Origin of the sequence: Halioglobus japonicus (assembly GCF_001983995.1) — a bacterium.
Taxonomy (GTDB): domain Bacteria; phylum Pseudomonadota; class Gammaproteobacteria; order Pseudomonadales; family Halieaceae; genus Halioglobus; species Halioglobus japonicus.
The window spans coordinates 1,343,562-1,367,722 of record NZ_CP019450.1; the positions used below are offsets into that span (position 1 = coordinate 1,343,562).

Here is a 24,161-nt window from a genome sequence, read left to right on the forward strand (position 1 = left end):
GGCTTCAGGCGGCCTTTTTGCCCCGTTTGGGTTTGAGCATGGGGGCGAGGAACTGGCCGGTGAAGGAGCCCTTGGTCTTGGCGACCTCTTCGGGCGTACCAGTGGCGATAATCTGGCCGCCGCCGGAGCCACCCTCGGGGCCGAGGTCGATAATCCAGTCGGCGGTTTTAATCACGTCAAGGTTGTGTTCAATGATGACCATGGTGTTGCCGTGGTCACGCAGGCGGTGAAGCACCTCCAGCAATTGCTTGATGTCCTCGAAGTGCAGGCCGGTAGTGGGTTCATCAAGAATATACAGGGTTTTGCCTGTGTCGCGCTTGGAGAGCTCGCGGGATAGCTTGACTCGCTGGGCTTCACCGCCGGAAAGCGTGGTCGCCGCCTGGCCCAGGCGAATATAGGACAGGCCAACATCCATTAGTGTCTGTAGCTTGCGGTTGATGGCGGGCACGGCTTCAAAAAACTCCAGCGCGTCTTCCACGGTCATCTCGAGCACTTCGTTGATGTTCTTGCCCTTGTAGCGGATTTCCAGGGTCTCACGGTTGTAGCGTTTCCCCTTGCACACGTCGCAGGGTACATAGATGTCCGGCAGGAAGTGCATCTCCACCTTGGTCACGCCGTCGCCCTGACAGGCCTCGCAGCGTCCACCTTTCACGTTGAAACTGAAACGTCCCGGCTTGTAGCCGCGTGAGCGCGCTTCCTGGGTGCCGGCGAACAGCTCGCGCACGGGCGTGAAAATGCCGGTATACGTGGCCGGGTTGGAGCGCGGTGTGCGGCCGATCGGGCTCTGGTCGATGTCGATACATTTATCGATATGGTCCATGCCCTCGATACTGTTGTAGGCCGCCGGGGTAAGGGTCGTGGCGCCGTTGAGCTCGGTGGCCGCCAGTGGGTAGAGCGTGCTGTTAATCAGCGTGGATTTCCCTGAACCTGAGACGCCGGTGACACAGGTGAGCAATCCCACCGGCACCTCCAGAGTGACGTCCTGCAGGTTGTTGCCGCGCGCACCGGACAGGACCAGTTGTTTCTTCGGGTCTGCTTCGGTCCGCTTTTTCGGTACCTCAATTTTGCGTCGCCCGGAGAGGTAGTCACCGGTGAGGGACGCTTTATTGGCCACAATGGCTTTCATCGGGCCTTCCGCGACTACCTGCCCACCGTGCACACCGGCGCCGGGGCCAATATCGATAATGTGGTCGGCGGTGCGAATCGCGTCCTCATCGTGCTCGACCACCAGCACGGTGTTGCCGAGGTCACGCAGGTGCGTCAGGGTGTTGAGCAGGCGTTCGTTGTCGCGCTGGTGTAGGCCAATAGAGGGTTCGTCGAGGATATACATGACGCCGACAAGCCCGGCGCCAATCTGTGACGCCAGACGGATACGCTGGGCTTCGCCGCCTGACAGCGTCTCTGCGCTACGGTTCAGGGTCAGGTAGTTGAGGCCTACGTCGACCAGGAAGCGATATCGGGCGCGTAACTCCTTTAGAATCTTGTCGGCAATTTCGCCTTCGCGACCCTCCAGTTCCAGTGCATTGAAGTAGTCCTCAGCTTCACCCACAGACATATCGGTAATGGCCGGCAAATTTCGCTCATCCACGAATACGTGGCGGGCATCCTCGCGTAGGCGCGTGCCGCCACAGTCGGGGCAGGGGGCTGTGGTCAGGAACTTGGCCAGGTCCTCGCGCACAGAGTTCGAATCGGTGTCGCGATAGCGCCGCTCCATGTTGGGGATAATGCCCTCGAAGGGATGGGTGCGCTTGAACACGTCGCCGCGATCGTTCACATAAGCGAAGGCGATCTCAGTCTTGCCCGACCCGTGCAGGATTACCTGGCGATGTTTCTTGCTCAGTGATTCAAATGGCGCATCGATGTCAAATCCGTAGTGCTCAGCCAGCGACGTGAGCATGTGGAAGTAGTAGACGTTACGCCGGTCCCAGCCGCGAATTGCGCCCTCGGCGAGGCTCGCCTCGGGGTGCAGGACAATACGCTCGGGGTCGAAGTACTGTTTGACACCCAGGCCGTCACAGCTCGGGCAGGCCCCTGCTGGGTTGTTGAATGAGAACAGGCGTGGTTCCAACTCGTCGATGCTATGGCCACAGGTGGGGCAGGCAAAGCGAGCCGAAAAGGCGATATCGTCGCCTTCGCCGTCCATCCACGAGACGGAGGCCAGGCCGTCAGTGAGGCCGAGTGCGGTCTCGAAGGACTCGGCCAGGCGCAGGCCTAGGTCAGCGCGGACCTTGAATCGGTCTACCACCACCTCAATGCGGTGCTTCTTATTCTTCTCCAGCTCTGGCACGTCGTCCAGGTCGGTGACGATGCCGTCGATGCGCGCGCGCACAAAGCCCGATGCGCGAAGTTCTTCAAAAACGTGCAGATGCTCACCCTTGCGGTCGCGGACAACGGGCGCCAGCAGCATCAGTTTACTGCCCTCTGGCAGTGCCAGCACGCTGTCCACCATTTGGCTCACCGTCTGCGCCTGCAGGCTGAGCCCGTGCTCAGGGCAGCGGGGCTCTCCCACCCGTGCAAACAGCAGACGCAGGTAATCATAGATCTCGGTGATGGTGCCCACGGTGGACCTTGGGTTGTGCGAGGTCGACTTCTGCTCGATCGAAATCGCTGGCGACAGGCCTTCGATGTGGTCCATATCGGGCTTTTCCATCATTGACAGGAACTGCCTGGCATAGGTGGACAGGCTTTCCACGTAACGTCGCTGCCCTTCCGCGTACAGAGTATCGAAGGCCAGTGATGACTTGCCCGAGCCGGACAGACCCGTAATCACCACCAGCTTGTCGCGGGGGATGTCCAGGTCAATGTTCTTGAGGTTGTGCGTGCGTGCGCCGCGAACGTGAATAGTGTCCATGTCTGGGCCTTGATACCGCTGTGAAACCGAAACGGATCAGTGTACTGCTACCGGTACTGGGCATGCAAAGAGTAGTTGGGAACTGTTATTATTGAGCTCTGTATTTTGGCCACTAACCCATGATCACTGAACACCCCATGAGCCAACAGGAGCGGCGCACCGTCAGCTCCCTGGCGCTGCTTTACAGTTTCCGTATGCTCGGCCTCTTTATGGTCCTGCCACTGCTTGCGCTCTATGCCGAGGGGTTGGAGGGAGTGTCGCCCACTGCCATTGGCCTGGCACTGGGTATATATGGCTTGAGTCAGGCGCTGTTGCAGATCCCCCTGGGCTGGTTATCCGACCGCATTGGTCGCAAACCGGTGATTATCGGTGGCCTGCTGGTGTTTGCCCTGGGCAGCGGTCTGGCCGCGATGGCCGATGATATTTACGGCATTATCGCCGGGCGCGCGCTCCAGGGAGCCGGTGCCATTGCCAGCACTGTCATGGCTCTGGCCGCAGATCTGACCCGCAATGAGCAGCGCACCAAGGCTATGGCGGTGATAGGGATGAGTATTGGCATGTCGTTCGCGCTGGCGCTGATCCTGGGGCCTGTACTGGCCACGGCCGGTGGTTTGTCGCTGGTGTTCTGGTTCACCGCGGTACTGGCGCTTGGCGGTATCTTGATTGTGGTAGCACTGGTACCCACGCCGCCGCGGGGCATGCAGCACGATGAGGTTGGCCTGCGCGGCGCCTTGTTGGCACGCAGCCTGGCCAATACCCATCTGCTGCGGCTGAATTTTGGGGTGTTCTGCCTGCATTTCGTCTTGATGGCCTGCTTTCTGGTGGTGCCCCAGCTGCTCCGTGATGTGGCGGGTCTGGGGCGAGACAGTCATTGGCAGGTGTATCTACCGGCTCTCGCCCTGTCGCTGCTGGGTATGGTGCCATTGATGATACTCGCCGAGCGCAAGGGTAGGCTCCGCGAGGTCTTTCTGGTGGCAATTACGCTGGTGGTAGGCGCACTGGGCCTGATGGCGAGCACCCCAGCTCCGCTCGCGATCTACCTTGGCCTGTGGGTGTTTTTCATCGGCTTCAACTACCTCGAAGCCACGCTGCCATCTCTGGTGAGCAAGGCTGTATTCCCCGGCGGCAAGGGAACCGCGTTGGGCGTGTTCTCCACCTGCCAGTTTCTCGGTGCTTTTGCCGGTGGCGCGGCCGGTGGCTGGCTGCTGCAAACCGGTGGCCAGTCGGCCTTGTTTGCCGCCTGCGTGGCGCTGGGCGGGCTTTGGTGGCTGCTGTCACTGCCCGGGTTCGCGAGCGTGAACCTGGCGGCTTCTGCGCCCGCGAGAGACTAGGCGCACGCCGCCTTTTGATGACAGGCGGCGGTCGCTTTCACGGCAGGGGATTGTTATAGTCCTGCGTTCGCAAAAATAATCTTATTACCAGTATTGAGAGGAACCTCCATGGCGTCACGCGGAGTCAATAAAGTGATCATCGTCGGCAATCTGGGTAACGACCCGGAGACCCGCTTCTTCCCGGACGGTGGGGCAGTGACCAACGCCAGCATCGCTACCAGTGAGACCTGGAAGGATCGCCAGACCGGCGAACAGAAAGAGCGCACCGAGTGGCACCGGGTCGTGTTCCGCGATCGGGGCAACTATCGCCTGGGCCAAATTGCCGGTGAGTACCTGAAAAAGGGCTCCAAGGTGTATGTGGAGGGTTCTCTGCAAACCAGGAAATGGCAGGATCAGTCCGGCCAGGACCGTTACACCACCGAAATCCTCGTCAACGAAATGCAGATGCTCGACCCCCGCGGTGCTGGCGGTGGTCAACAGGGTGGTTACGGCGGTGACAGTGGCTTCAGCCAGGCACCGCAAGGACAATCCGGTGGCGCCGCGGCAGTGCCGCAGAGCGCGCCGGCTTCCGCGGCACAACCTGCCCCTCAGGATTTCGGCGATTTCGACGACGATATTCCGTTCTGACGAAACCGTGTTTCGCTCCCTTGAAAGGCCGCATTTAGCGGCCTTTCTGGGTTTTGGGGGCTCCCACCGGTACTTTTTCCGAATTTACCGGCCGCGACGCCCACTGGCCGGCAAATATGTTACCTTTCTGGCATCCATACTCACGACAGTTGTTACATTTTGCGCGTTCTTCTTCTCGGTTCTGACAGCCCGCTGGGGCGTGCCCTCGGCGAATTTCTCGCTGACAAGGGGCGGCACGAGGTCACCAGTGTGACGTGGGCGGCATCGCGTTGGAAAAGTGAGCGCCAGGCCAAGAAGGCTATTCGCCGCGTTGATGCAGAATTGGTAGTGGATATTCGCATTGAAGCGGTGGCTGACAGTGGTCAGGAGATTGGCGATCTCGATCTGAAACGCAGTCACTGGGTGGCAAAGTGCTGTCAGCGTGATGGCGCCGCCCATTTGTTTGTGTCCAGTGCCCGGGTGTTCTCCGGGAAGCTCGACCGCATGTACAACGAAGACGATATTCCCGATAGCGAGGAGGGGGTGGGTCCGTTACTGGCTGCCGCTGAACAGGTCGTGCGAGAGAATTGTGACCGTCACCTTATTCTGCGGCTGGGGCCGGTCTTCGCCAGTGATGGACCCAACCTGGTGACGCAGATGCTGGGCGATATGCGCCGCGGCAAGCAGCTGGTGCTGGATAACAACCTGCGCGGTTGCCCGGTGTCTTCGGATGACGGCGCCCGGGTGGTCTCGGCGATTATCGACCAGCTCAGCAGGGGGCTGAACTGTGGGGCTTTTTCCACTACTGCAGCTCCGAGACGGCGACCTACTACGAATTCGCCGAATCCGTGCTGGCCGCGGCTACGCAGTTTAGCGACGTCAGCCCTGAGCCGGTGGAACTGCAGCAATTGTCGGAAGATGCTCCCAGTCTCAACCGCTCTCTGGAGTGCAGCAAAATCCGCAATACCTTCGCGATCAAGCAGTTGCCCTGGCGCAATACGATCGGCGATATGGTCAAGCAATACTACGAACAGCAAGCATAAGGAGTTCTCTCCATGGCCAAGGCCACCGACGACAGCCCCCAGTCCCTGGGTGTGGCTGTGCTGACAGTTTCGGACACCCGTACCGATGAAAATGACACCTCCGGACAATTTCTGGTGGAGGCATTGGGCGACGCCGGCCACGCGCTGCGGGACAAGCAGATAGTGATCGACGATATTTACCAGATTCGAGCGGTACTCTCGGCCTGGATTGCCGATGATGCGATTGAGGCGGTGCTGGTGACCGGCGGTACCGGCTTTTCAGGGCGTGATTCGACTCCGGAAGCGGTTGCGCCGCTGTTCGATAAGTCCATCGACGGATTTGGCGAAGTGTTTCGCGCCCTGTCTTATGAGGAAATCGGTTCCTCCACAGTCCAGTCTCGGGCACTCGCGGGCCTGGCCAATAACACGGTGATCTTCTGTATGCCGGGCTCCACCGGTGCCTGTCGCACTGCCTGGGGCGGCCTGATCCGCGACCAACTCGATTCGACTTACCGCCCCTGTAATTTTGTCGGTGTATTGCGCGTCAGGAGCCAGCACGCTTGAGCGGCCTGACTCCGCTGGCTGATGCGCTGGCCCAGGTAGTCAGCCAGGCACCTGTGCCGCCCGAACCTCAGTATGTCTGCGTTATGGATGCCCTGGGGCTGACCCTGGCGGAAGATGTCGCTTCGCCGATAGATGTGCCGCTCAATGACAACTCTGCCATGGACGGTTATGCCCTGCGCGCTGCTGATGCGGGACAATTATTGCCGGTCGCGCAGCGTATCGCGGCGGGTCAGGTAGGTGAACAACTTGAGCCGGGTACGGCAGCCAGAATATTTACCGGTGCTGAGATCCCTCCCGGCGCTGATGCTGTGGCCATGCAGGAAAACTGTACTGAGGAAGAAGGCCAGCTGCGTATTCATCATCCCCTCGAGGCGGGGGCCAATGTCCGCCCTCGCGGCCAGGATATTGCCCGCGGCGCAACCGTGTTGGTGCGCGGCCGCCGTCTCAGGCCGCAGGACCTTGGCCTGCTGGCCTCGGTCGGGCGTGCGCAGGTGGCGGTGTACCGGCCGCTGCGCGTGACCGTGCTGTCGACGGGCGATGAGCTGGTTGAGCCTGGGCAGGGCGAACTCGCTCCGGGTCAGCTCTACAATTCCAATCGCTATACGTTGGCGGGCCTGGTGCGTTCGCTGGGTATGGAGTTTGTCGACGGTGGCATGGTGGCGGATACCCCTGAGGCTACCGGAGATGCCCTGGAGGCTGCGGCACAGCGCGCCGATGTGGTTATCACCTCTGGCGGCGTTTCCGTTGGCGAAGAAGACCACGTGAAAGGACAGGTAGAGCGCCTTGGTGCACTGTCGCTGTGGAAACTCGCCATTAAGCCCGGCAAGCCCCTGGCCTTTGGCCGCATCGGTGACACGCCGTTTATTGGGCTGCCCGGCAACCCCACATCGGTATTTGTCACCTTTCAACTGGTGGCAAGACCTTTTCTGCAGCGTATGCAGGGCCTGGCGGAAGCGCCCGCACCCTCGCTGGTGGCGCGGGCCGACTTTGCCGTCAAGCGTGCCGGTAGCAGGCAGGATTACCTGCGGGTGATTGTCGAGCGAGACAGCACTGGCCTGGTTGCAAAGCGCCTCTCCAACCAGAGTTCAGGCGTGTTGAGTTCTGTCAGTTACAGCAATGCCCTGGCGGTCATTCCTGTGGGGACAACGGTTGCCCCTGGTGATGAGGTCGAGGTCTTGTTGTTGGATTTGTGAGGTCTGTCGAGCTGGGGCGGTCAGGAGATGCCCAGCTCGTCCCATAGCTCGTCGACCCGGTCTTTTACGGCCTGGTCCATGGCAATCGGCTCACCCCATTCGCGGTCGGTTTCTCCTGGCCACTTGTTGGTCGCATCAAAGCCCACCTTGGAGCCAAGGCCAGCCACAGGTGACGCGAAATCCAGATAGTCGATGGGGGTGTTCTCGATGAATACGCTGTCGCGCTGCGGGTCCATGCGCGTGGTCATGGCCCAGATCACGTCTTTCCAGTCGCGGGCATTCACGTCTTCATCGGTGACGATGACAAACTTGGTGTACATGAACTGGCGCAGGAATGACCACACGCCGAGCATGATCCGTTTGGCGTGGCCGGGATATTCCTTGCGCATGGTGACGACGGCCATCCGATAGGAGCAGCCCTCGGGCGGCAGGTAGAAGTCCACGATCTCGGGAAACTGCTTCTGCAGCAGCGGCACGAAGACTTCGTTCAGGGCGACGCCGAGTACGGCCGGTTCATCGGGCGGTCTGCCAGTGTAGGTACTGTGGTATATGGGATCTTCGCGGTGCGTAATCGCCTCAACGGTAAATACCGGGAAGCGCTCGACTTCGTTATAGTAGCCGGTGTGATCGCCAAAGGGGCCCTCGTCGGCCTCTTCTCCGGGTTCCAGATAGCCTTCGAGTATGTACTCTGCGCTGGCGGGTACCTGCAGGCCGTGTTCCCTGCATAGTGGTGTGAAGCACTCTGCTAGCTCGGTTTTGGAACCCCGCAGCAGGCCGGCGAAAGCGTACTCAGACACCGGGTCAGGAATAGGCGTTACCGCTCCCAGCGTCGTGGCCGGATCTGCGCCCAGGGCAATCGCCACAGGGTAGCGTTTGCCCGGGTGCTTCAATTGCCATTCGCGATAGTCCAGAGCGCCACCGCGGTGCGAGAGCCAGCGCATGATCAGCTTGTTTTTGCCGATCAACTGCATGCGGTAAATGCCGAGATTCTGGCGTTCCTTATCGGGACCGCGGGTAATCACCAGCGGCCAGGTGACCAGCGGGCCCGCATCGCCGGGCCAGCAGGTCTGGATCGGCAGTTGATACAGATCGACTTCGTCGCCCTGCTTGGCGTGATACTGGCAGGGTGGGTTGCGGACCATCTTCGGGCCCATGTTGAGGACTTTTTTGAGTACCGGGGCCTTGTCGGCCAGGTCGCGAAAGCCTTTGGGGGGTCCGGTTGGCGTAGATAGGCCAGTAGCTCCCCGATCTCGCGCAGGGCGGTGACATTCTCTCCACCCATGCCCAGTGCCACCCGCTGCTCGGTGCCGAACAGGTTGGCCAGCACCGGTGTGTCGAACCCCTTGGGATTTTCGAACAGCAGCGCCGGACCGCCGGCCCGCAGGGTGCGGTCGGCGATTTCCGTCATCTCAAGATTAGGGTCGACCTCCGCGGTAATGCGCACCAGCTCGCCGCGCTGTTCAAGCTCGGCAATAAAGTCGCGGAGGTCTTTGTATTTCATTTCTGCTCCCCGTCATTCCCGCGCAGGCGGGAATTCACTGGCCTTTTGGACAAAGAACAAGTATTCATCGGGAATTGAACCGGCTCTTTGATTAATTGTCTGGTTCGAGATGATCTATGACTGCAGAACCCCTGGATCCCTGCCTTCGCAGGGATGACATTGCCGAGGGCAACGTCACTTGCGCTTCATGGACAGGAAGAACTCGTCGTTGGTCTTGGTGTCCTTGAGCTTGTCGATCAGGAATTCCACCGCGGGCAGATCTTCCATGCCGTGCAGCAGCTTGCGCAGGATCCACATGCGCTGCAGTTCTTCATCGCCGGTCAGCAGTTCTTCGCGGCGAGTGCCGGAAGAGCGGATGTTGATTGCGGGATACACGCGCTTTTCAGCCACCTTGCGATCCAGATGCAGTTCCATGTTACCGGTGCCCTTGAACTCCTCGTAAATCACCTCGTCCATTTTGGAGCCGGTATTGATCAGGGCGGTAGCGATGATGGACAGGCTGCCGCCTTCCTCGATGTTCCGCGCGGCGCCAAAGAAGCGCTTGGGGCGTTCCAGAGCGTGGGCGTCTACACCACCGGTAAGTACCTTGCCGGACGAGGGGATAACCGTGTTGTACGCACGTGCCAGACGGGTGATGGAGTCGAGCAGGATCACAACGTCACGCTTGTGCTCCACCAGGCGCTTGGCCTTTTCGATAACCATATCCGCCACCTGCACGTGGCGCGAGGGTGGCTCATCGAAGGTCGACGCAACGACCTCGGCACCGCGGGCACCGACAGAGCGCTGCATCTCTGTCACTTCTTCGGGACGCTCGTCGATCAGCAGTACGATGATGTAGCACTCAGGGTTGTTGCTGATAATCGCCTGGGCGATGTTCTGCATCATGATGGTTTTACCGGCCTTGGGCGGTGCTACTAACAGGCCACGCTGGCCTTTACCAATCGGGGCCACCAGGTCGATGATGCGGCCGGTGAGGTCCTCGGAGCTGCCGTTGCCCTTTTCAAGAGTCAGGCGCTCATCCGGGAACAGCGGCGTCAGGTTTTCGAACAGGATCTTGTTCTTGGATTGTTCAGGTTTACTGAAGTTAACCTCGCCAACCTTGAGCAATGCGAAGTAGCGCTCGGAATCTTTCGGCGGGCGAATCTTGCCGGAAATGGTGTCGCCGGTGCGCAAGTTGAAGCGGCGGATCTGGCTCGGCGAGACATAAATGTCGTCGGGGCCAGCCAGGTAAGAGCTGTCAGCGCTGCGCAGGAAGCCGAAGCCGTCCTGGAGAATTTCCAATACACCGTCACCGTAGATATCTTCACCGCTTTTGGCGTGTCGCTTGAGAATGGCAAAGATGATGTCCTGCTTCCGTGAGCGGGCCATGTTTTCAATGCCCATCTCCTTGGCAATATCGATGAGTTCCTGGGTGGGTTTGTTCTTCAGATCAGTAAGATTCATAAATGCGATGCAATAGAGGCGTGAAAGGAAAAAGAATTAGATACATGCGCGCGGCTGCTGCCGGCCGGGTGAAGCTAAAAAGTTGAGTAGCAGAGTTTTTATTGCTGCACAGAAGTGTGCGACAGACCAAAATGTAGCACGGGTCGGTAAGGGCGTCTATAGCTATTTTAGATCGTTTTTTAGCCGATGGCGTATTCGCTCTGACCGACGATAAGCGGGTCCATATGGAGCAAATCGTCACGCTTTTCCGGGTATTCCAGTGAGCTCAGAAAGTGTTGCAGGCAGGCGATGCGGGCGCGTTTTTTGTCTGAGGATTTCACAATCGTCCAGGGCGCGTGGGCCGTATCGGTATAAAAAAACATATCTTCTTTTGCCTGGGTATAGTCATCCCAGCGGCTTTGGGCCGCCTCGTCGATAGGAGACAGCTTCCACTGCTTCAGCGGATCCTGGCGACGTTTATTGAACCGCGCTTGCTGCTCTTCCTGGCCAACGGTCAGCCAGAACTTGAACAGGTGGATGTCGCTGCGAACCATCATGAGTTCCAGTGCAGGCGCCTGCAGCATAAATTCCTGATACTGCTCCTGAGTGCAAAAATCCATTACCCGCTCGACCCCGGCGCGGTTGTACCAGCTGCGATCAAACAGCGCGATATGACCGTTGCTGGGAAAGTGGCGGATGTAGCGCTGGAAATACCACTGGCCCTGTTCCTCGGGGGTGGGCTTGTTCAGGGCGACCACGTGGGTGTGACGCGGATTGAGATGCTCGACAAAGCGCTTGATGGTGCCACCTTTGCCGGCGGCATCGCGGCCCTCAAACAGGATAACGATTTTCTGCTCTGTGGCGATGGCCCAGCGCTGCGCCTTGAGCAATTCGATCTGCAGCAACTGGAGATGCGATTCGTAGGCCTTCTTGCGGAGTCGGTCAGCGTAGGGGTGCTGGTCGCTGGCAAAGTGGGCGATGATGTCTTTGCTGCTGAGCATCTGCTCAGCGAGGCCGGGGTGCAGCGCGTCGCGCGCTATGGCCTGGGGATTGATCGCACGGCGCGCGGGTCTGGATGAAGGCGCCGTGCGAGAGGTCATCCCGGGCTATACCACTTCCTGGATGAACTCGGTGAGCTGTGACTTGGACAGGGCACCCACTTTGGTGGCTTCAGCGTTACCGCCTTTGAAGACGATCAGCGTGGGGATGCCGCGGATGCCGAACTTGGGCGGAATTTCCGGGTTGGCGTCCACGTCCACTTTGGCAATCTTCAGCTTGCCTTCGTACTCGGCCGCGATTTCGTCCAGCACGGGCGCAATCATTTTGCAGGGACCGCACCATTCGGCCCAGAAATCCACCAGCACGGGGATATCGGAATTGAGGACTTCGGCATCAAATGATGCGTCGGTAACGTGTACGATCTGGTCTGACATTGTGTTCTCCGGTTGATCTGCGAGGCCTGGCCCCGCGTAGTTTTGACGTCGGTCATCATAGCCAGCCACCCGTAGCGGCACAAGCAGCGCATCCAGAGTTTTTCGTAATGCTCTAATTGCCCTATGTTATAAACACAGCTGGCTATACTCTTGCGATCTTTATGGGGGCGTCTTGAATAAAAAACAACTGTTGCTGGGCATTATTGTCGCGGCATTCATAGCCTGGTTCGGCCTGGATCTGGGGCAGTACCTGCAGCTGTCCTGGGTGCAGGGCAAAATGGGTGAACTGCGGAGCTGGTACGCGGCCAATCCGCTCCTCGCGGGCGCCCTATACTTCGGCCTCTATGTGGCCGTGACGGGCTTGTCGATACCCGGGGCTGCGGTCATGACCCTGGCGGGCGGCGCGCTGTTCGGCTTCTGGTACGCCTTGGTGCTGGTGTCTTTTGGCAGCAGCATCGGTGCCACCATTGCCTTCCTGATCTCCCGTACGCTACTGCGCGACTGGGTGCAGCAGCGCTTTGGGCAGCAGTTACGGCCGGTGAATGAGGGGTTTGCCAAAGACGGTGCCTTCTACCTGTTTGGCCTGCGCCTGGTGCCGCTGTTTCCGTTTTTCGTGATCAATCTTGCCATGGGCTTACTACCCATTGGCACCTGGCGTTATTACTGGGTATCGCAGCTGGGCATGTTGCCGGCCACGGCGGTCTACGTGAACGCGGGAACCCAGTTGGGGCAACTGGATTCGCTGGCCGGCATTGTGTCTGCGCCGCTGCTGATTTCCTTTGCCCTGTTGGGCGTGTTCCCACTGCTCGCGCGGCGGACGCTCAATGCACTGCAGAATCGCCGGGCGCTTGCCAAGTGGGATAAACCGAAGTCGTTCGATACCAATATGGTGGTGATTGGCGCCGGGTCCGCGGGGCTCGTCTCGGCCCTGATTGCTGCTACTGTGCGGGCGAAGGTGACCCTGGTCGAGCGCGACCGCATGGGGGCGATTGTCTGAACACCGGGTGCGTGCCCAGCAAAGCGCTGATTCGCTCGGCGCGCATGGCCCATTACGCCCAGCGCGCCAGCGAGTTTGGTCTGGTGCCGATGGACGTTCAGGTGCGCTTTGCAGACGTCATGAGCCGAGTGCGCTCGGTGATAGCGACTATCGAACCACACGACTCGGTAGAGCGTTTCACCGGTCTTGGTGTCGACTGTGTTCAGGGCGAGGCCCAGCTTGTATCTCCGTGGGAAGTGGAGGTGAACGGCGACCGCATTGCCGCGCGAAACATTGTCGTCGCCACCGGTGGCAGGCCCCGGGTGCCGGATATTCCCGGGCTTGAGGACGTGGGGTACCTGACCTCAGATACCGTCTGGGAGCTGGAACAGTTGCCCGAACGCCTGCTGGTGCTGGGCGGTGGCCCCATCGGCTGTGAGTTGGCTCAGGCCTTTGCCCGCCTCGGCGCATCAGTGAGTATCGCCACCCGCGGCTCTCGCCTGCTGCCGCGCGAGGACAGCGAGGTCTCTGACGTGGTCGAAGCTGCGTTCACCGCAGAGGGTATTTCACTTCACCTGGGCAAACAGCCCGAGGCGTTTGCGCCAGGCGTGTGCCGGCTCGAAGGCGGCGAGAGCATCGCCTTCGATGCCGTATTGCTGGCGGTGGGCCGCAGTCCCAATGTCGAGGGCCTGGGTCTCGAAGCGCTTGGCGTTGAGCTGAATCCGGCCGGTCATCTTGATGTGGATGACTTTCTGCGCACTCGAGTGCCCTCCATTTATGCTGCGGGCGATGTTGCGGGCCCCTACCTGTTTACCCATATGGCCAGCCACCAGGCCTGGTATGCCTCGGTCAATGCGTTGTTTGGGCGCTTTCGCAAATTCCGGGTCGACTACTCGGTGGTGCCCTGGGCGACGTTTATCGACCCCGAGGTTGCCCGGGTGGGCCTGAATGAGGCCGATGCTCAGGCTCAGGGTATTGCCTACGAGGTCAGCCGCTACGATCTGGATGATCTCGACCGCGCCATCGCCGACGGCGAGGCAAAAGGCTTTGTGAAAGTGCTGACCAAGCCGGGCAGTGACCGTATTCTGGGTGCCACTATCGTTGGCTATCATGCGGCTGAATTGATCAACGAGTTTGTGCTGGCGATGAAACACGGCCTGGGACTCAACAAAATTCTCGGCACTATTCATATTTATCCCACGCTGTCCGAGGGCAACAAATTCCTCGCCGGTGAGTGGCGCAAGGCGCGCAAGCCGGAGAAACTGCTCGATATCGTGGAGCGCTATCACCGCTTTAATCGCGGTGCTTAGCTGCTAAAGTAAGGTTTTTGAGCGGTAACTATTGGAGAAACAACAATGGCAAATGTAGCGGTTATTCTCGCCGGCTGTGGCGTGTACGACGGCGCCGAGATTAACGAGGCAGTGTTGACCCTGCTCAGTCTGGAGCAGCAGGGCGCGAGCTACCAGTGTTTCGCGCCCGACCGCGAGCAGTTGCATGTGATTAATCACCTCACCGGTGAAGTGGTGGAGGGAGTGACACGCAATGTGTTGGTGGAGGCGGCACGCATTGCCCGTGGCAATATCAAACCGCTGACCGAACTGAATGTGACTGACTACGATGCGCTGGTGGTTCCGGGCGGGTTTGGTGCTGCCAAGAACCTGTGTGACTTTGCGGTGGAAGGCGCGCAGATGTCAGTTCAGGAGGATTTTTTGGCCGTTGCGCGGGGATTTCACCAGGCTGACAAGCCGATCGGGCTGATCTGCATTGCGCCGGTCATGGCGGCGGCTATTTGCGGTGCAGGCACTGAGTGCACCATTGGTAATGATGCCGATACCGCGGCGGCGATTGCGGCGATGGGCGGCGTGCATCTGGATTGTCCGGTCACAGAGGCTCGTGTTGATGCCGCCAAGAAAATGGTAACGACGCCGGCCTATATGCTGGCCGGCCAGGTGTCGGAGGCGTATGCCGGCATCGCTGATTGTGTCAAAGAAGTGCTCGCCCTGGCTTGAGCTGGCAGGTTTACATTCTCGCCTGTAGTGACGGCACGCTGTATACCGGCATTGCCCGCGACCTGGAGCGGCGCCTGCGACAACACAATGGTGAGCTTGCTGGCGGGCCGAAATATACCCGGGGACGCAGGCCGGTGCGATTAGTGTGGTCAGCCGAAGCGGTTGATCGGAGCGCTGCGTCACAGCGCGAAGCGGCGATCAAACAGCTTTCCCGGGAGGAAAAACTGAGGCTCATAGCACAATGAATGGGCAGGATACTCTGGCAGGTTTGGGCTGGCAGCCCTGCTTTCAACAGCAATTGAGCCTCGATGAGTGGGAGGATGCAGTACCTGCACGGGTAGTCGCCTTTCACCGCAGCGAGATGCAGGTGGCCACCGAGGATCTCCAACTGACCGTGCCGCTGCACAAGGATATGCCAAAGATGGTGGTCGGAGATTGGGTGCTGCTGGATGCCGAGCAGCGTTTTGTGCGTCTGTTGGACAGAAAAACCCTGTTTCAGCGCCGGGCGGCGGGCACCGAAATGCGCAGTCAATTAATCGCTGCCAATGTCGATACCGCGCTGGGCAAAGACTATAAGCGCACCCAGAGCGAGGCGGGAAAATTGAAAGGGCGCGATAGCTGAATCGCCGCGCCAGACCAGCCTCCAGGCGAGCTCAGCTGGCTTCAAGTTGCTCCAGTTCTTCCTGTAGCTCCAGCCATTCCATCTCCAGTGCCTCAGCCTGTGGTTTCAGATCGGCCTCCTGCGCCAGTAGTGCAGCCAAATCGTTTTTGCGCGCCACCTCATACAGACTGGTATCCGCGAGCTTTTGCTGGATCGATTCGAGTTCGCGTTCAACCCGGGCCATGTCCTTCTCCACCGTGTCGAGTCGCTTTTTGAGAGGCCGCAGTCGCTCTCGCTGGGCGGCGGCCTGCTGGCGCTTCTCTTTGGCGCTAGGCTCATTGGCGCTACTGGCCTGGGTTGCGGGTTTGTCTTCTCGCAGCTGCTTGAGAATCCACTTCTCGTAGCCTTCCAGATCGTCCCGGTATTCCTCTACACAGCCGTCGTGAACCAGCAGCAGTTCTTCCACGGTGTTGCGCAGCATGTGGCGGTCGTGGCTCACCAGAACCAGCGCACCCTCGTAGGCCTGCAGCGCTACTTCCATAGCGTGGCGCATCTCCAGGTCCAGGTGGTTGGTGGGTTCGTCGAGCACCAGCAGGTTGGGTTTCTGCCACACGACCATGGCCAGCGCCAGACGGGCTTTTTCGCCTCCGGAGAAAGGAGCGACGGTACTGGTGGCAGCGTCGCCGCGGAAATTGAAACCGCCGAGAAAGTTGAGAATCTCCTGCTCGCGCACGTCCGGGCTGAGTCGCTGGATATGCTGGGTGGGGCTGGCCTCCATGTCGAGGGCCTCGAGCTGCTGCTGATCGAAGTAGCCAATGCGCAGGTGTTCGCCCGCGCTGCGCTCACCCGCGAGCAGCGGAAGCTCGCCGACCAGCGATTTGAGCAGAGTGGATTTACCCGCGCCGTTGCGTCCCAGCAGGCCGTAGCGGCTACCCGGGCGCAATTGCAGCTCGACCTGGTTGAGAATGCGCGTGTCACCGTAGCCCAGGCTGGCCTCGTCCAGCCGCAATAGGGGATCGCTGAACTTGTCGGGCACCGGGAAGCTGAAGTCAAAGGGTGAGTCCGCGTGGGCCGGGGCGACTGTTTGCATGCGCTCCAGTTCCTTGAGTCGGCTCTGGGCCTGCTTGGCCTTGGTCGCCTTGTAGCGGAAACGGGCGACAAACGCATCAATTTCGGCAATCCGGCGCTGCTGTTTCTCGAAGATGGCCTGTTGATTGGCCAGTCGCTCTGCGCGCTGGGCCTCGAACTGCGAGTAATTGCCCTTGTAGCTCTGCAACTGTTGTTGCTCGATATGCAGAATGCGTTCGCAGGTGGCGTCGATGAAATCGCGGTCGTGAGAAATCATCAGCAGGGTGCCCGGATACTGCTGCAGCCACTGCTGTAGCCAGATAGTGGCGTCGAGATCCAGATGGTTGGTTGGTTCGTCGAGCAATAGCAGGTCTGAAGGTGTCATCAGTGCGCGGGCGAGATTCAGCCGAATACGCCAGCCGCCGGAAAAGTCGCTGACCGGGCGCTCATAGGCCTCGTCAGCAAAGCCCAGCCCTTGCAGCAGCAGCCGCGTGTGACGCTCCGCACTGTAGCCGTCCATAGCCTCAAGTTCGCTGTGGATACGGGCCGCTGCGGTGTAGTCCTCGCGTGCCTCGCAGGCTGCCAGGCGGTCGAGCAGGTCGGCCAATTGTTGGTCGCCGCGCCAGACGTATTCGCCGGCGGGCAGGTCGGTAGCGTGCACCTCCTGAGCCATATGAGCCAGGCGAAGAGTGGACAGGCCTTCAATGTCGCCCTGGTCCTGGTGCAATTTACCCAGCAACATGGCGAACAAGCTGGATTTGCCGCTGCCATTGGCGCCGATTAATGCCAGGCGCTGGCCAGGCTGGATAGTCGCACAGGCGTCACCGAGGAGCAGTTTGCTACCCCGGCGTAATTCGATGTCTTTGAGGATGATCATAAGGCCGCGAATTCTACGCGGGTGCCCGCTTACCTGCCAGCCCACAGGGGCTGGTACTGGCTGGGGGCGGGTAGTATAGTGTTCCGCCATCGCGATCGCGGTTTTTCAATAAATAACGGAATGATTCTATGAAGAAGTATGCACTGCCTCTTGCGCTGGCCGGCGTGGTCAGCCTGCAAGCGTGTAATCAACAAGAACCCGCCGTCGAAGGTGCCGCTGCAGCTGCGCCCGCTGCGGAAGTCACCCTCGAAGGTGCTGAGTCCCGCCTGAGCTACGGCATGGCCTTTGGCCTGGGTAAGCGCATGTCCATGGACGCTATGCCCCTGGATGTCGATGCGTTTGTTGCGGGCTTCCGCGACGGTATTAGCGGTGCTGAAGGTCGCATGAGCGAAGAAGAAATCGCCGCCGAAATGCAGGCTTTCCAGGAAAAAATGATGGCCGAGCAGCAGGCTGCCCAGGCGTCACTGGCTGACGCCAACCTGGCTGCAGCGGTCGCTTTCCTTGACGAAAACAAGGCCCGTGAAGGCGTGGTAGTGACAGAGTCTGGTCTGCAGTACGAAGTGATTGAAGCCGGCGAAGGCGAGATGCCTGGTGCTGAGGACACCGTTGAAGTGCACTACACCGGTACTCTGGTGGATGGCACTGAGTTCGATTCCTCACACAAGCGTGGCGAGACGGTAACCTTTGGTGTTGGCCAGGTCATTGCCGGCTGGACTGAGGCCCTGCAGTTGATGCCTGTTGGCTCCAAGTACAAGCTGTACATTCCGCCAGAGCTTGGCTATGGCGCAGGTGGTGCAGGCCAGATGATTGGTCCCAACGCAGCGCTGGTATTTGAAGTTGAGCTGATCTCTATTCCCAGCCAGGCGGCTGCGGAGTAAACGGTTGTTCCGGCGTCAGCCTGCCTGACGCCGGTGGCTGTTGTGTAGGCCGGCAATGAGCTGGTCTTCCAGGGCGAAGCGCGCTTCCAGTGCTTCACCCAGGGCGGAGAGGTCGCGCTTCAGCTTCTTCTCCGTACCCACACCCTCCCCATATTTTTCATCGTAGGCCATGATCACCTCAGTGGTGTCAGCAATGGCCGGCATAACATTCTGAGCCAGTGAGCTGGTGCCATCGCCAAAGCTTTCGGCCTCGGCCAGCAATTCGTGAAAGACTTCGAAGTGCCCGACGGACACGTAGTCCACCAGAATCTGGCAAAGCGCTGCCTGGCGGGTGGCGACACCATCGGGGCCAAGTACGCCATCGATCGCGACCGCGATCTCTGTGTATTTGCCCAGGACTTCGCGGCGTTCTTTCAGCCATCGGGTGAGGAGTTCCTCCACTGCGGCAAATTGTACTTGGGGGTCCGGGCTGGCATTGGGCATGGCACTTATCCTTTGCATGTTCAGTGAAAGTCTGCCACAGCCACGGGGCTGTGACTACGGTGAGGTGGGTCAGTTGTCGGCGGCTAAATCGCTGCGCTGTTGGCCGGCATAGGCCAGTAGCTTGGGGTAGAAGTCCAGAAAGGCAGATTCGAGCTCGGGTCTGAGCTTTTCCAGGGCCGGGGCGGTGGCCGTCAGCGGATTGCCGCGACGCAGCCTTTCACCAACGCGGCTGGCGCTGGCCGGTACTGCATGCCAGTCGCCATAGGCGCTCAGAATGTCGTAGTCCTGCATGCGCTGTGCCATGCGCCGGGCTGGCGGGCTGAGCAGTGAGCGGTGCTCCTGCAGGCTCAGGTAAGTCATTTGGGTGAAGTCCTCGAGCCTTAAGTCTGAGTATGTCTCCCAGTGTCTTGTCAGGTAGTGGTCGAAGGCAAGATCCGTGAGAATTCCGGCAAAGCGACGCAACTCCGGCGGAAACTTTGCGCGCAGCGCCGCAAGCGTGGGGTGATGATCCGTATAGGCGTCGACAAGGCGATGCAGGCGAACGCCGCGGCGTAGCCCTGCATCAATGTCATCCGGCAATGGCCCTTTGAGGTAATCCCCTTCCAGGCCGCCGACCACGAGCGCCCGGTCAGGCCAGGCGAGGTGGAAGTGCGCCAGGTGATTCAAGGCGCTACAGGAGTTGGTACTGGGCGTAGAAGTTGCGCAGGTACTGTTCGAAGCTGATGTCGTCAGTCGCCTCAATCTCCGCCTGGCGAACCAGGGAAGCGTCGGCCTCCTGCTGCAGGCGCGCCACTGCATCTTCGTCCAGTTCCAGCTCCCGGAAGTACTGGGCCCAATGTTGACTGTACGCCATGGCGAGACGGAAGAAGGGCAGGTTCTTCTCGCGCATCTCCCGCAGCACCCGTGCCGACGGGGTGAGCTCAGGGTCCTCGACCTTAGCCTGTTGGGTGGCCATGGACTCGCTGTAGTCGACGGTCTCGTGGACGTCGTCGAGCAGGGCAGCAATTGGCTGCATCTCTTCCAGCAGGGCCTGGGCCCAGTCACTGAGGGCGCGGGGGCCGTCATCACACTCGAGCATGAGTTCAGGGTCACGGCCGCGATTGACGACGGCAGTGAGGTTCGCCGTCTGTATTCTCTGGACATTCTCATTGCAGGCATCGCTGGGGGCCAGCAGGCAGTGCAACAGGAAAATATCCATGAAGCGGATTTGTTCAGCGTCCAGGCCCAGAGGTGCGAAGGGGCTAACGTCGACGCATCGCACTTCGATGTACTGGATGCCCCCACGGCGCAGCGCTGACAGGGGCGTTTCTCCCGAGTTGGCCACACGCTTGGGGCGGATGGGGCTGTAGAATTCGTTCTCGATCTGCAGCAGGCTGTCATTCAGCTGCTGATAGTCGCCGTTCTCACCGTGGGCAATGTCGGCGTACTCCGCATGCGGAGTGGTAATGGCCGTGCGCAGCGTTTCGACGTAGTTGTCGAGCGAGTTGTAGCAAATACTGAGGCCGGACTGGGCGTTGCTGGTGTAGCCGAGATCGCCCATGCGCAGCGACGTGGCATAGGGCAGATACAGGCTGTTGCCGTCGTCGCTTTTCTCGAGGGTGTGCTCGCGCCCTTGCAGGAAGCTGGGGCAAAGGGCTGGTGATGCACCGTACAGGTACACCAATAGCCAGGCGTGGCGACGAAAATTTCGTATCAGATCAAGATAGCGCTCGGTAATGAAATGCTTGAGCTTGCCGGGGCTGCCCGTGGCTTCCCATTCCAGCTCCCAGTAGCGATGGGGCATGGAAAAGTTGTAGTGGATACCGGCAATGGTCTGCATGGCCCGACCGTAGCGATGCCCCAGCCCATAGCGATAGGCTGTTTTCATCTGGGCGACGTTGGAGCTGCCATAGCGGGCGACCGGAATGCTGTCGTCACCGCCAACCACGCAAGGCATGGACGTCGACCAGAGCAACTCCTCGTCGATATTGCGGTAGGTAAAGGCGTGGATGTCCGACAGTTGCGCAAGGCTCTGATCGATATCTGCACTAACTGGCGTAATAAATTCCAGGAGTGCTTCCGAGTAGTCGGTGGTAATCGAGCCGTGGGTCAGCGCCGAGCCCAGTGCCTGCGGATGGGGTTGTTGGGAGAGCTTGCCGGAGGTGCTGACTCTCAGGCTTTCCTTCTCAATGCCCCTGCCGATCTGGCCGAGTAGCTGCTTGCGCTCGGGTTGCGCCAGTTGAGTGACTTGCGCTTGCAAAAATGAGGACAACGGGAACTCCTTGTGCGGGGAAGAGAGCGGTGCTATCGGGTGGCGCCGATCTTCGAGTGGGCCAATTCTAGCCCTCATTGCCAGGGTAGTACAGAACCCCGCGCAAGGCTGCTTTCTCGGCTCAGGCGCCGATTTGGTCGAGATGGCGCGCCAGTAGCTGGCAGACAAAGTTGCCCTGGACCTCGCCATCCTGACCGGTCGCCAGCATGATACGCGAGAGGATAAGCGCAAAACGGGCGCCGGCGAAAATCAGGTAGTAGTCGTAGTGTTCAGCACTGAAGCCCGATGCCTGCTCCCAGCGTCTGACGGTTTCCTCGTAGGATGGCAGTCCCTCCAGCCGCGGCAATCCCAGCCCTTCGGCGAAGGCGGCATCGAGGAAGTTGTACCAGGCGATGTCCTGCACAGGGTTGCCGAGTACGGCCATTTCCCAGTCGAGCAGGGCCGCAACGCCGTCCAGGGACTCAGTGAAAATGACGTTGCCAATGCGCGCATCGCCCCAGCACAGCACCGTGGGTTCCTGCGCGGGCTGATTCGCCTGCAGCCAATTGAGCGCCCGCTGGCCAATCTCATGTTGTGCCCCCTCCAGGCCCCAGTCGTGGTAGTTCTGCCAGTACGTTAACTGTTGCTGCATTGGGGTCACGCCTGGCTGGCCAAGGTGTTCGAAGCCCAACGCTTGATAGTCGAGTTGGTGGAATTTTGCCATGGCGTCGACGGCGGCGAACCACGCGGTTTGGCGCTGCTCTTGGTTGGCTTCGTGCATGAGCCAGCCGTCCATATTGTAGGGTGGCATGTCGGGCGGAATACGTCCCGGTGTGTGGGCCATGACGTAGAATTGTACGCCCAGTACAGTGAGGTCGGTCTCCAGGCCTAGTAGTGTCGGTACGGGCACATCACTGAGCCTGCCAACGCTTTCCATCACCTGATACTGCAACGTGAGGTCGTAGTCGGGAAACACCGGGCGTTCAATTTCGGGCTGCAGGCGACCGACACAGGCCATGGTGTGCCGCTCGCCGTGTTCTTGCCACTCAATATCGAACAACAGGGTTACGTTGGACATGCCGGTGCCTTCGGGGATGTTCAGGTCGCCAATCGTAATGTCGGTGCCGCGGCGTTCACTGAACCAGGCTTCCAGTTTGCGACGGGTGCCGCCGATGTCGTCCACCAGTGGCGTGGGGCGTTCGCTGTCCATTGAGTGTCTTCCCGTTATTAACTATACGCTTGTATAGTCTAATCCCAGGCAGCGATCCTCGCCAACTACCCCCTATGGGACGGTAGGAGGCGGGCGGGCAAACTGCTAGAGTAATGGCAGTGAGTGCGCAATCAGGGATTGAAATGCGAATTGTCGAGTGGCTCAAAATCCTTTCCCAGGAGAATGGATCCGATCTCTATCTGAGTACCGGGGCGCCTCCCTGTGGAAAATTTGAAGGCCAGTTGCGGCCGATTGCCAGCGGCATTCTGCAGCCGGGTGAAATCAAGGACATCGCCTACGAGGTGATGGACGCCACTCAGCGTGAAGAGTTCGAGCGCGAGCTGGAGATGAACCTGGCGACGTCGATCCCGGGCTTTGGCCGGTTCCGGGTGAATATATTTGTGCAACGCAATGAAGTGGCCATGGTGTGTAGGAATATTGTTGCCGATATCCCCCAGTGGCAGGACCTGGGGCTGCCGGCGATTCTTCCTGAGGTTGTGATGCGCAAGCGTGGCCTGGTGCTGTTTGTGGGCGCGACGGGTTCGGGGAAATCCACATCGCTGGCCGCGCTCATCGATTACCGCAATGCCAATAGCGCGGGCCATATTGTCACCATCGAAGATCCCGTGGAGTTTGTGCACACCCATAAAAAGAGCCTGGTAAACCAGCGCGAGGTGGGGGTGGATACGCGCTCCTGGCACAATGCCCTGAAGAATACCCTGCGCCAGGCCCCGGATGTCATCCTGATAGGAGAAATCCGCGATCGCGAGACAATGGAGCACGCTATAGCATTTGCCGAGACCGGGCACCTCTGTCTGTCTACGCTGCATGCGAATAATGCCAACCAGGCACTGGAGCGCATTATCAACTTTTTCCCTGAAGAGCGTCGTTCCCAGTTGCTGCTGGACCTGTCTCTTAACCTGCAGGCCTTTGTGTCGCAGCGCCTGATTCCCACGGTAGAGGGAGGTCGTTGCGCAGCGGTTGAAGTCCTGCTGGGTACGCCACTGGTCGCTGACCTGATTTTACGCGGCGAGCTGGAGAGCCTCAAAGAGGCGATGGAAAAGTCAGCCAACGTTGGCATGAAGACGTTTGATGCCGCATTGCTGGAGCTCTACCAGCAGGGCCGAATTACTGAAGAAGAAGCGCTGCGCAACGCTGATTCACCGAATAATCTGCGATTGAAAATCAAATTTGTCCAGGAAGAGGGTAGGGCACCCCTGCCCGGTGGACCGCTTGGCACTGTTCAGCAAGAGGCCCAGTCATTGAGCCTGGATGTTGCTGCCGACGCCAACGACGGCGGCGAGGAGTTGGTGTTTGAGACGGAGTCGTTTGCCGGGACAGATCTGGTGATTGAGCCATCGCTGGAAGAGCCACTCATACCCCCGCCTGCCCCTGCATCAACGGGCGAGGCAAAGCCACCGCCGGTGTTTGAAACGTCAACCTCAATGGAGGAGGTGGCGGTGACCCGCAGTGTCACCAGTGAACCGGAAGACGCCGAAGCAGATAACCGGGGGCCGGGGAGACTGTTCTAGTGATCCGGTTCCATGGCGGTAATCAGGCTTATCCAGCTCTGAATGTCTGACTTTTCCGCCTGCTGTAAAGAGAAACCCGCCAGCCAGGGGTAGTCGGGGTCGTCGCTTGGTTTGCACCAGCGAACTTGCCCCAGCAGGTAGAATGCGTCGCTGCCGGTCGCGCTTGGGGGTGGTTCGACGCCAATTTGGAGAAAGGCTTCTACCGGGACCTCTTGCTGCAGTGCCACCATCAGGCCGCCACTGGACACATTCAGGGTTTTACATATGGCAATGGTGGCATCTTCGTCGCTGCCAACTGGCGCTGCCTCGAGTTCGATAAACACTCTGCTCTGCATGGGCAGGCGTTGATGCTTTCGTTCAGTCCAGCCCATAGC

Annotated in this window: 21 protein-coding genes and 2 pseudogenes; 12 read left to right on the forward strand and 11 right to left on the reverse strand. The window is 59.6% G+C overall.

All coding sequences use genetic code 11. The features are described 5' to 3' along the window. Positions 1–4 precede the first annotated feature (4 nt). Positions 5–2,851, reverse strand: coding sequence for an excinuclease ABC subunit UvrA (gene uvrA, locus BST95_RS06425; protein ID WP_066055293.1), 2,847 nt, complete (start codon positions 2,849–2,851; stop codon positions 5–7). A gap of 119 nt (positions 2,852–2,970) precedes the next feature. Between uvrA and BST95_RS06430 the strand changes: the two genes are divergently transcribed. The 5 genes and pseudogenes from BST95_RS06430 to BST95_RS06450 all read left to right on the forward strand — a co-directional run bounded on the left by BST95_RS06430 (position 2,971) and on the right by BST95_RS06450 (position 7,567). Continuing rightward, the gene (locus tag BST95_RS06430; protein ID WP_102106377.1) at positions 2,971–4,182 is read left to right on the forward strand and encodes an MFS transporter; all 1,212 of its coding nucleotides are present in this window, start codon (positions 2,971–2,973) and stop codon (positions 4,180–4,182) included. Between the two features lie 108 nt (positions 4,183–4,290). After that, positions 4,291–4,809 (forward strand): single-stranded DNA-binding protein, encoded by a 519-nt coding sequence (gene ssb / locus BST95_RS06435; RefSeq protein ID WP_084198591.1) that lies wholly within the window; start codon positions 4,291–4,293, stop codon positions 4,807–4,809. 159 nt (positions 4,810–4,968) lie between these two features. Next, positions 4,969–5,831: pseudogene (locus BST95_RS06440) on the forward strand (SDR family oxidoreductase). Between the two features lie 12 nt (positions 5,832–5,843). Then, on the forward strand, positions 5,844–6,374 hold the full coding sequence (gene moaB, locus BST95_RS06445; RefSeq protein ID WP_084198593.1) for a molybdenum cofactor biosynthesis protein B: 531 nt from the start codon (positions 5,844–5,846) through the stop codon (positions 6,372–6,374). Further along, entirely contained in the window at positions 6,371–7,567 is a 1,197-nt protein-coding gene (locus tag BST95_RS06450) for a molybdopterin molybdotransferase MoeA (RefSeq protein ID WP_084198594.1), read from the forward strand. Before moaB ends, BST95_RS06450 begins: the two co-directional genes overlap by 4 nt. Positions 7,568–7,587: 20 nt before the next feature. Here the strand turns inward: BST95_RS06450 and ubiD are convergent. The 4 genes and pseudogenes from ubiD to trxA all read right to left on the reverse strand — a co-directional run bounded on the left by ubiD (position 7,588) and on the right by trxA (position 11,923). Then, positions 7,588–9,068, reverse strand: a pseudogene (ubiD, locus tag BST95_RS06455) (4-hydroxy-3-polyprenylbenzoate decarboxylase). A gap of 174 nt (positions 9,069–9,242) precedes the next feature. Continuing rightward, positions 9,243–10,511, reverse strand: coding sequence for a transcription termination factor Rho (rho, locus tag BST95_RS06460; RefSeq protein ID WP_084198595.1), 1,269 nt, complete (start codon positions 10,509–10,511; stop codon positions 9,243–9,245). A gap of 179 nt (positions 10,512–10,690) precedes the next feature. Further along, a complete protein-coding gene (gene ppk2 / locus BST95_RS06465) occupies positions 10,691–11,590 on the reverse strand; it encodes a polyphosphate kinase 2 (RefSeq protein ID WP_084198596.1) in 900 nt (299 codons plus the stop codon). Positions 11,591–11,596: 6 nt separating this feature from the next. After that, a complete protein-coding gene (gene trxA, locus BST95_RS06470; protein ID WP_066055268.1) occupies positions 11,597–11,923 on the reverse strand; it encodes a thioredoxin TrxA in 327 nt (108 codons plus the stop codon). A 172-nt stretch (positions 11,924–12,095) separates the two neighbouring features. On the opposite strand from trxA, the gene BST95_RS20370 reads away from it, so the two are divergent. Genes BST95_RS20370 through BST95_RS06490 form a run of 5 tightly spaced genes read left to right on the forward strand, consistent with a single transcriptional unit; the run spans position 12,096 to position 15,530 of the window. After that, positions 12,096–12,920, forward strand: coding sequence for a TVP38/TMEM64 family protein (locus BST95_RS20370; protein ID WP_240500269.1), 825 nt, complete (start codon positions 12,096–12,098; stop codon positions 12,918–12,920). 11 nt (positions 12,921–12,931) lie between these two features. Next, complete coding sequence (locus tag BST95_RS20375) at positions 12,932–14,209, forward strand: dihydrolipoyl dehydrogenase family protein (protein ID WP_240500270.1); 1,278 nt, start codon at positions 12,932–12,934, stop codon at positions 14,207–14,209. A 45-nt stretch (positions 14,210–14,254) separates the two neighbouring features. Beyond that, positions 14,255–14,908: an isoprenoid biosynthesis glyoxalase ElbB gene (gene elbB, locus BST95_RS06480; RefSeq protein ID WP_084198597.1), complete on the forward strand. Its 654-nt coding sequence runs from the start codon at positions 14,255–14,257 to the stop codon at positions 14,906–14,908. Then, complete coding sequence (locus tag BST95_RS06485) at positions 14,905–15,153, forward strand: GIY-YIG nuclease family protein (RefSeq protein ID WP_229801792.1); 249 nt, start codon at positions 14,905–14,907, stop codon at positions 15,151–15,153. Before elbB ends, BST95_RS06485 begins: the two co-directional genes overlap by 4 nt. Next, positions 15,150–15,530, forward strand: a complete 381-nt coding sequence (locus BST95_RS06490; protein WP_084198598.1) for a ribosome small subunit-dependent GTPase A — start codon at positions 15,150–15,152, stop codon at positions 15,528–15,530. Before BST95_RS06485 ends, BST95_RS06490 begins: the two co-directional genes overlap by 4 nt. 31 nt (positions 15,531–15,561) lie before the next feature. Here the strand turns inward: BST95_RS06490 and BST95_RS06495 are convergent, their stop codons facing one another. Beyond that, a complete protein-coding gene (locus BST95_RS06495) occupies positions 15,562–17,454 on the reverse strand; it encodes an ABC-F family ATP-binding cassette domain-containing protein (RefSeq protein ID WP_084198599.1) in 1,893 nt (630 codons plus the stop codon). A 128-nt stretch (positions 17,455–17,582) separates the two neighbouring features. Here BST95_RS06495 and BST95_RS06500 point away from each other — a divergent pair, with 128 nt between their 5' ends. Beyond that, complete coding sequence (locus tag BST95_RS06500) at positions 17,583–18,332, forward strand: BamJ family beta-barrel-assembly machinery protein (protein ID WP_084198600.1); 750 nt, start codon at positions 17,583–17,585, stop codon at positions 18,330–18,332. A gap of 15 nt (positions 18,333–18,347) precedes the next feature. Here BST95_RS06500 and BST95_RS06505 read toward each other — a convergent pair whose 3' ends face one another. The 4 genes from BST95_RS06505 to BST95_RS06520 all read right to left on the reverse strand — a co-directional run bounded on the left by BST95_RS06505 (position 18,348) and on the right by BST95_RS06520 (position 22,255). Next, a complete protein-coding gene (locus BST95_RS06505) occupies positions 18,348–18,815 on the reverse strand; it encodes an Rsd/AlgQ family anti-sigma factor (protein WP_169843866.1) in 468 nt (155 codons plus the stop codon). Between the two features lie 69 nt (positions 18,816–18,884). Continuing rightward, positions 18,885–19,481: an acyl carrier protein phosphodiesterase gene (locus BST95_RS06510; protein ID WP_169843867.1), complete on the reverse strand. Its 597-nt coding sequence runs from the start codon at positions 19,479–19,481 to the stop codon at positions 18,885–18,887. 4 nt (positions 19,482–19,485) lie between these two features. Further along, positions 19,486–21,066 (reverse strand): glutamate--cysteine ligase, encoded by a 1,581-nt coding sequence (gshA, locus tag BST95_RS06515; protein ID WP_229801798.1) that lies wholly within the window; start codon positions 21,064–21,066, stop codon positions 19,486–19,488. A gap of 121 nt (positions 21,067–21,187) precedes the next feature. Further along, positions 21,188–22,255: a phosphotransferase family protein gene (locus BST95_RS06520; protein WP_084198604.1), complete on the reverse strand. Its 1,068-nt coding sequence runs from the start codon at positions 22,253–22,255 to the stop codon at positions 21,188–21,190. 119 nt (positions 22,256–22,374) lie between these two features. Here BST95_RS06520 and BST95_RS06525 point away from each other — a divergent pair, with 119 nt between their 5' ends. Continuing rightward, positions 22,375–23,787, forward strand: coding sequence for a PilT/PilU family type 4a pilus ATPase (locus BST95_RS06525; RefSeq protein WP_373295106.1), 1,413 nt, complete (start codon positions 22,375–22,377; stop codon positions 23,785–23,787). Here the strand turns inward: BST95_RS06525 and BST95_RS06530 are convergent. Further along, positions 23,784–24,158, reverse strand: coding sequence for a PilZ domain-containing protein (locus BST95_RS06530; protein ID WP_084198605.1), 375 nt, complete (start codon positions 24,156–24,158; stop codon positions 23,784–23,786). The genes BST95_RS06525 and BST95_RS06530 overlap by 4 nt on opposite strands. Positions 24,159–24,161 lie beyond the last annotated feature (3 nt).

Bases quoted from the DNA above. Each gene is read 5' to 3' on its own strand.
- BST95_RS06500 (WP_084198600.1), top strand. From the start codon at position 17,583: ATGAAGAAGTATGCACTGCCTCTTGCGCTGGCCGGCGTGGTCAGCCTG.
- BST95_RS06505 (WP_169843866.1), bottom strand. From the start codon at position 18,815: ATGCCCAATGCCAGCCCGGACCCCCAAGTACAATTTGCCGCAGTGGAG.
- uvrA (WP_066055293.1), bottom strand. From the start codon at position 2,851: ATGGACACTATTCACGTTCGCGGCGCACGCACGCACAACCTCAAGAAC.
- ppk2 (WP_084198596.1), bottom strand. From the start codon at position 11,590: ATGACCTCTCGCACGGCGCCTTCATCCAGACCCGCGCGCCGTGCGATC.
- BST95_RS06520 (WP_084198604.1), bottom strand. From the start codon at position 22,255: ATGGACAGCGAACGCCCCACGCCACTGGTGGACGACATCGGCGGCACC.
- BST95_RS06495 (WP_084198599.1), bottom strand. From the start codon at position 17,454: ATGATCATCCTCAAAGACATCGAATTACGCCGGGGTAGCAAACTGCTC.
- BST95_RS06430 (WP_102106377.1), top strand. From the start codon at position 2,971: ATGATCACTGAACACCCCATGAGCCAACAGGAGCGGCGCACCGTCAGC.
- elbB (WP_084198597.1), top strand. From the start codon at position 14,255: ATGGCAAATGTAGCGGTTATTCTCGCCGGCTGTGGCGTGTACGACGGC.
- BST95_RS06530 (WP_084198605.1), bottom strand. From the start codon at position 24,158: ATGGGCTGGACTGAACGAAAGCATCAACGCCTGCCCATGCAGAGCAGA.
- trxA (WP_066055268.1), bottom strand. From the start codon at position 11,923: ATGTCAGACCAGATCGTACACGTTACCGACGCATCATTTGATGCCGAA.
- rho (WP_084198595.1), bottom strand. From the start codon at position 10,511: ATGAATCTTACTGATCTGAAGAACAAACCCACCCAGGAACTCATCGAT.
- BST95_RS06490 (WP_084198598.1), top strand. From the start codon at position 15,150: ATGAATGGGCAGGATACTCTGGCAGGTTTGGGCTGGCAGCCCTGCTTT.
- ssb (WP_084198591.1), top strand. From the start codon at position 4,291: ATGGCGTCACGCGGAGTCAATAAAGTGATCATCGTCGGCAATCTGGGT.
- moaB (WP_084198593.1), top strand. From the start codon at position 5,844: ATGGCCAAGGCCACCGACGACAGCCCCCAGTCCCTGGGTGTGGCTGTG.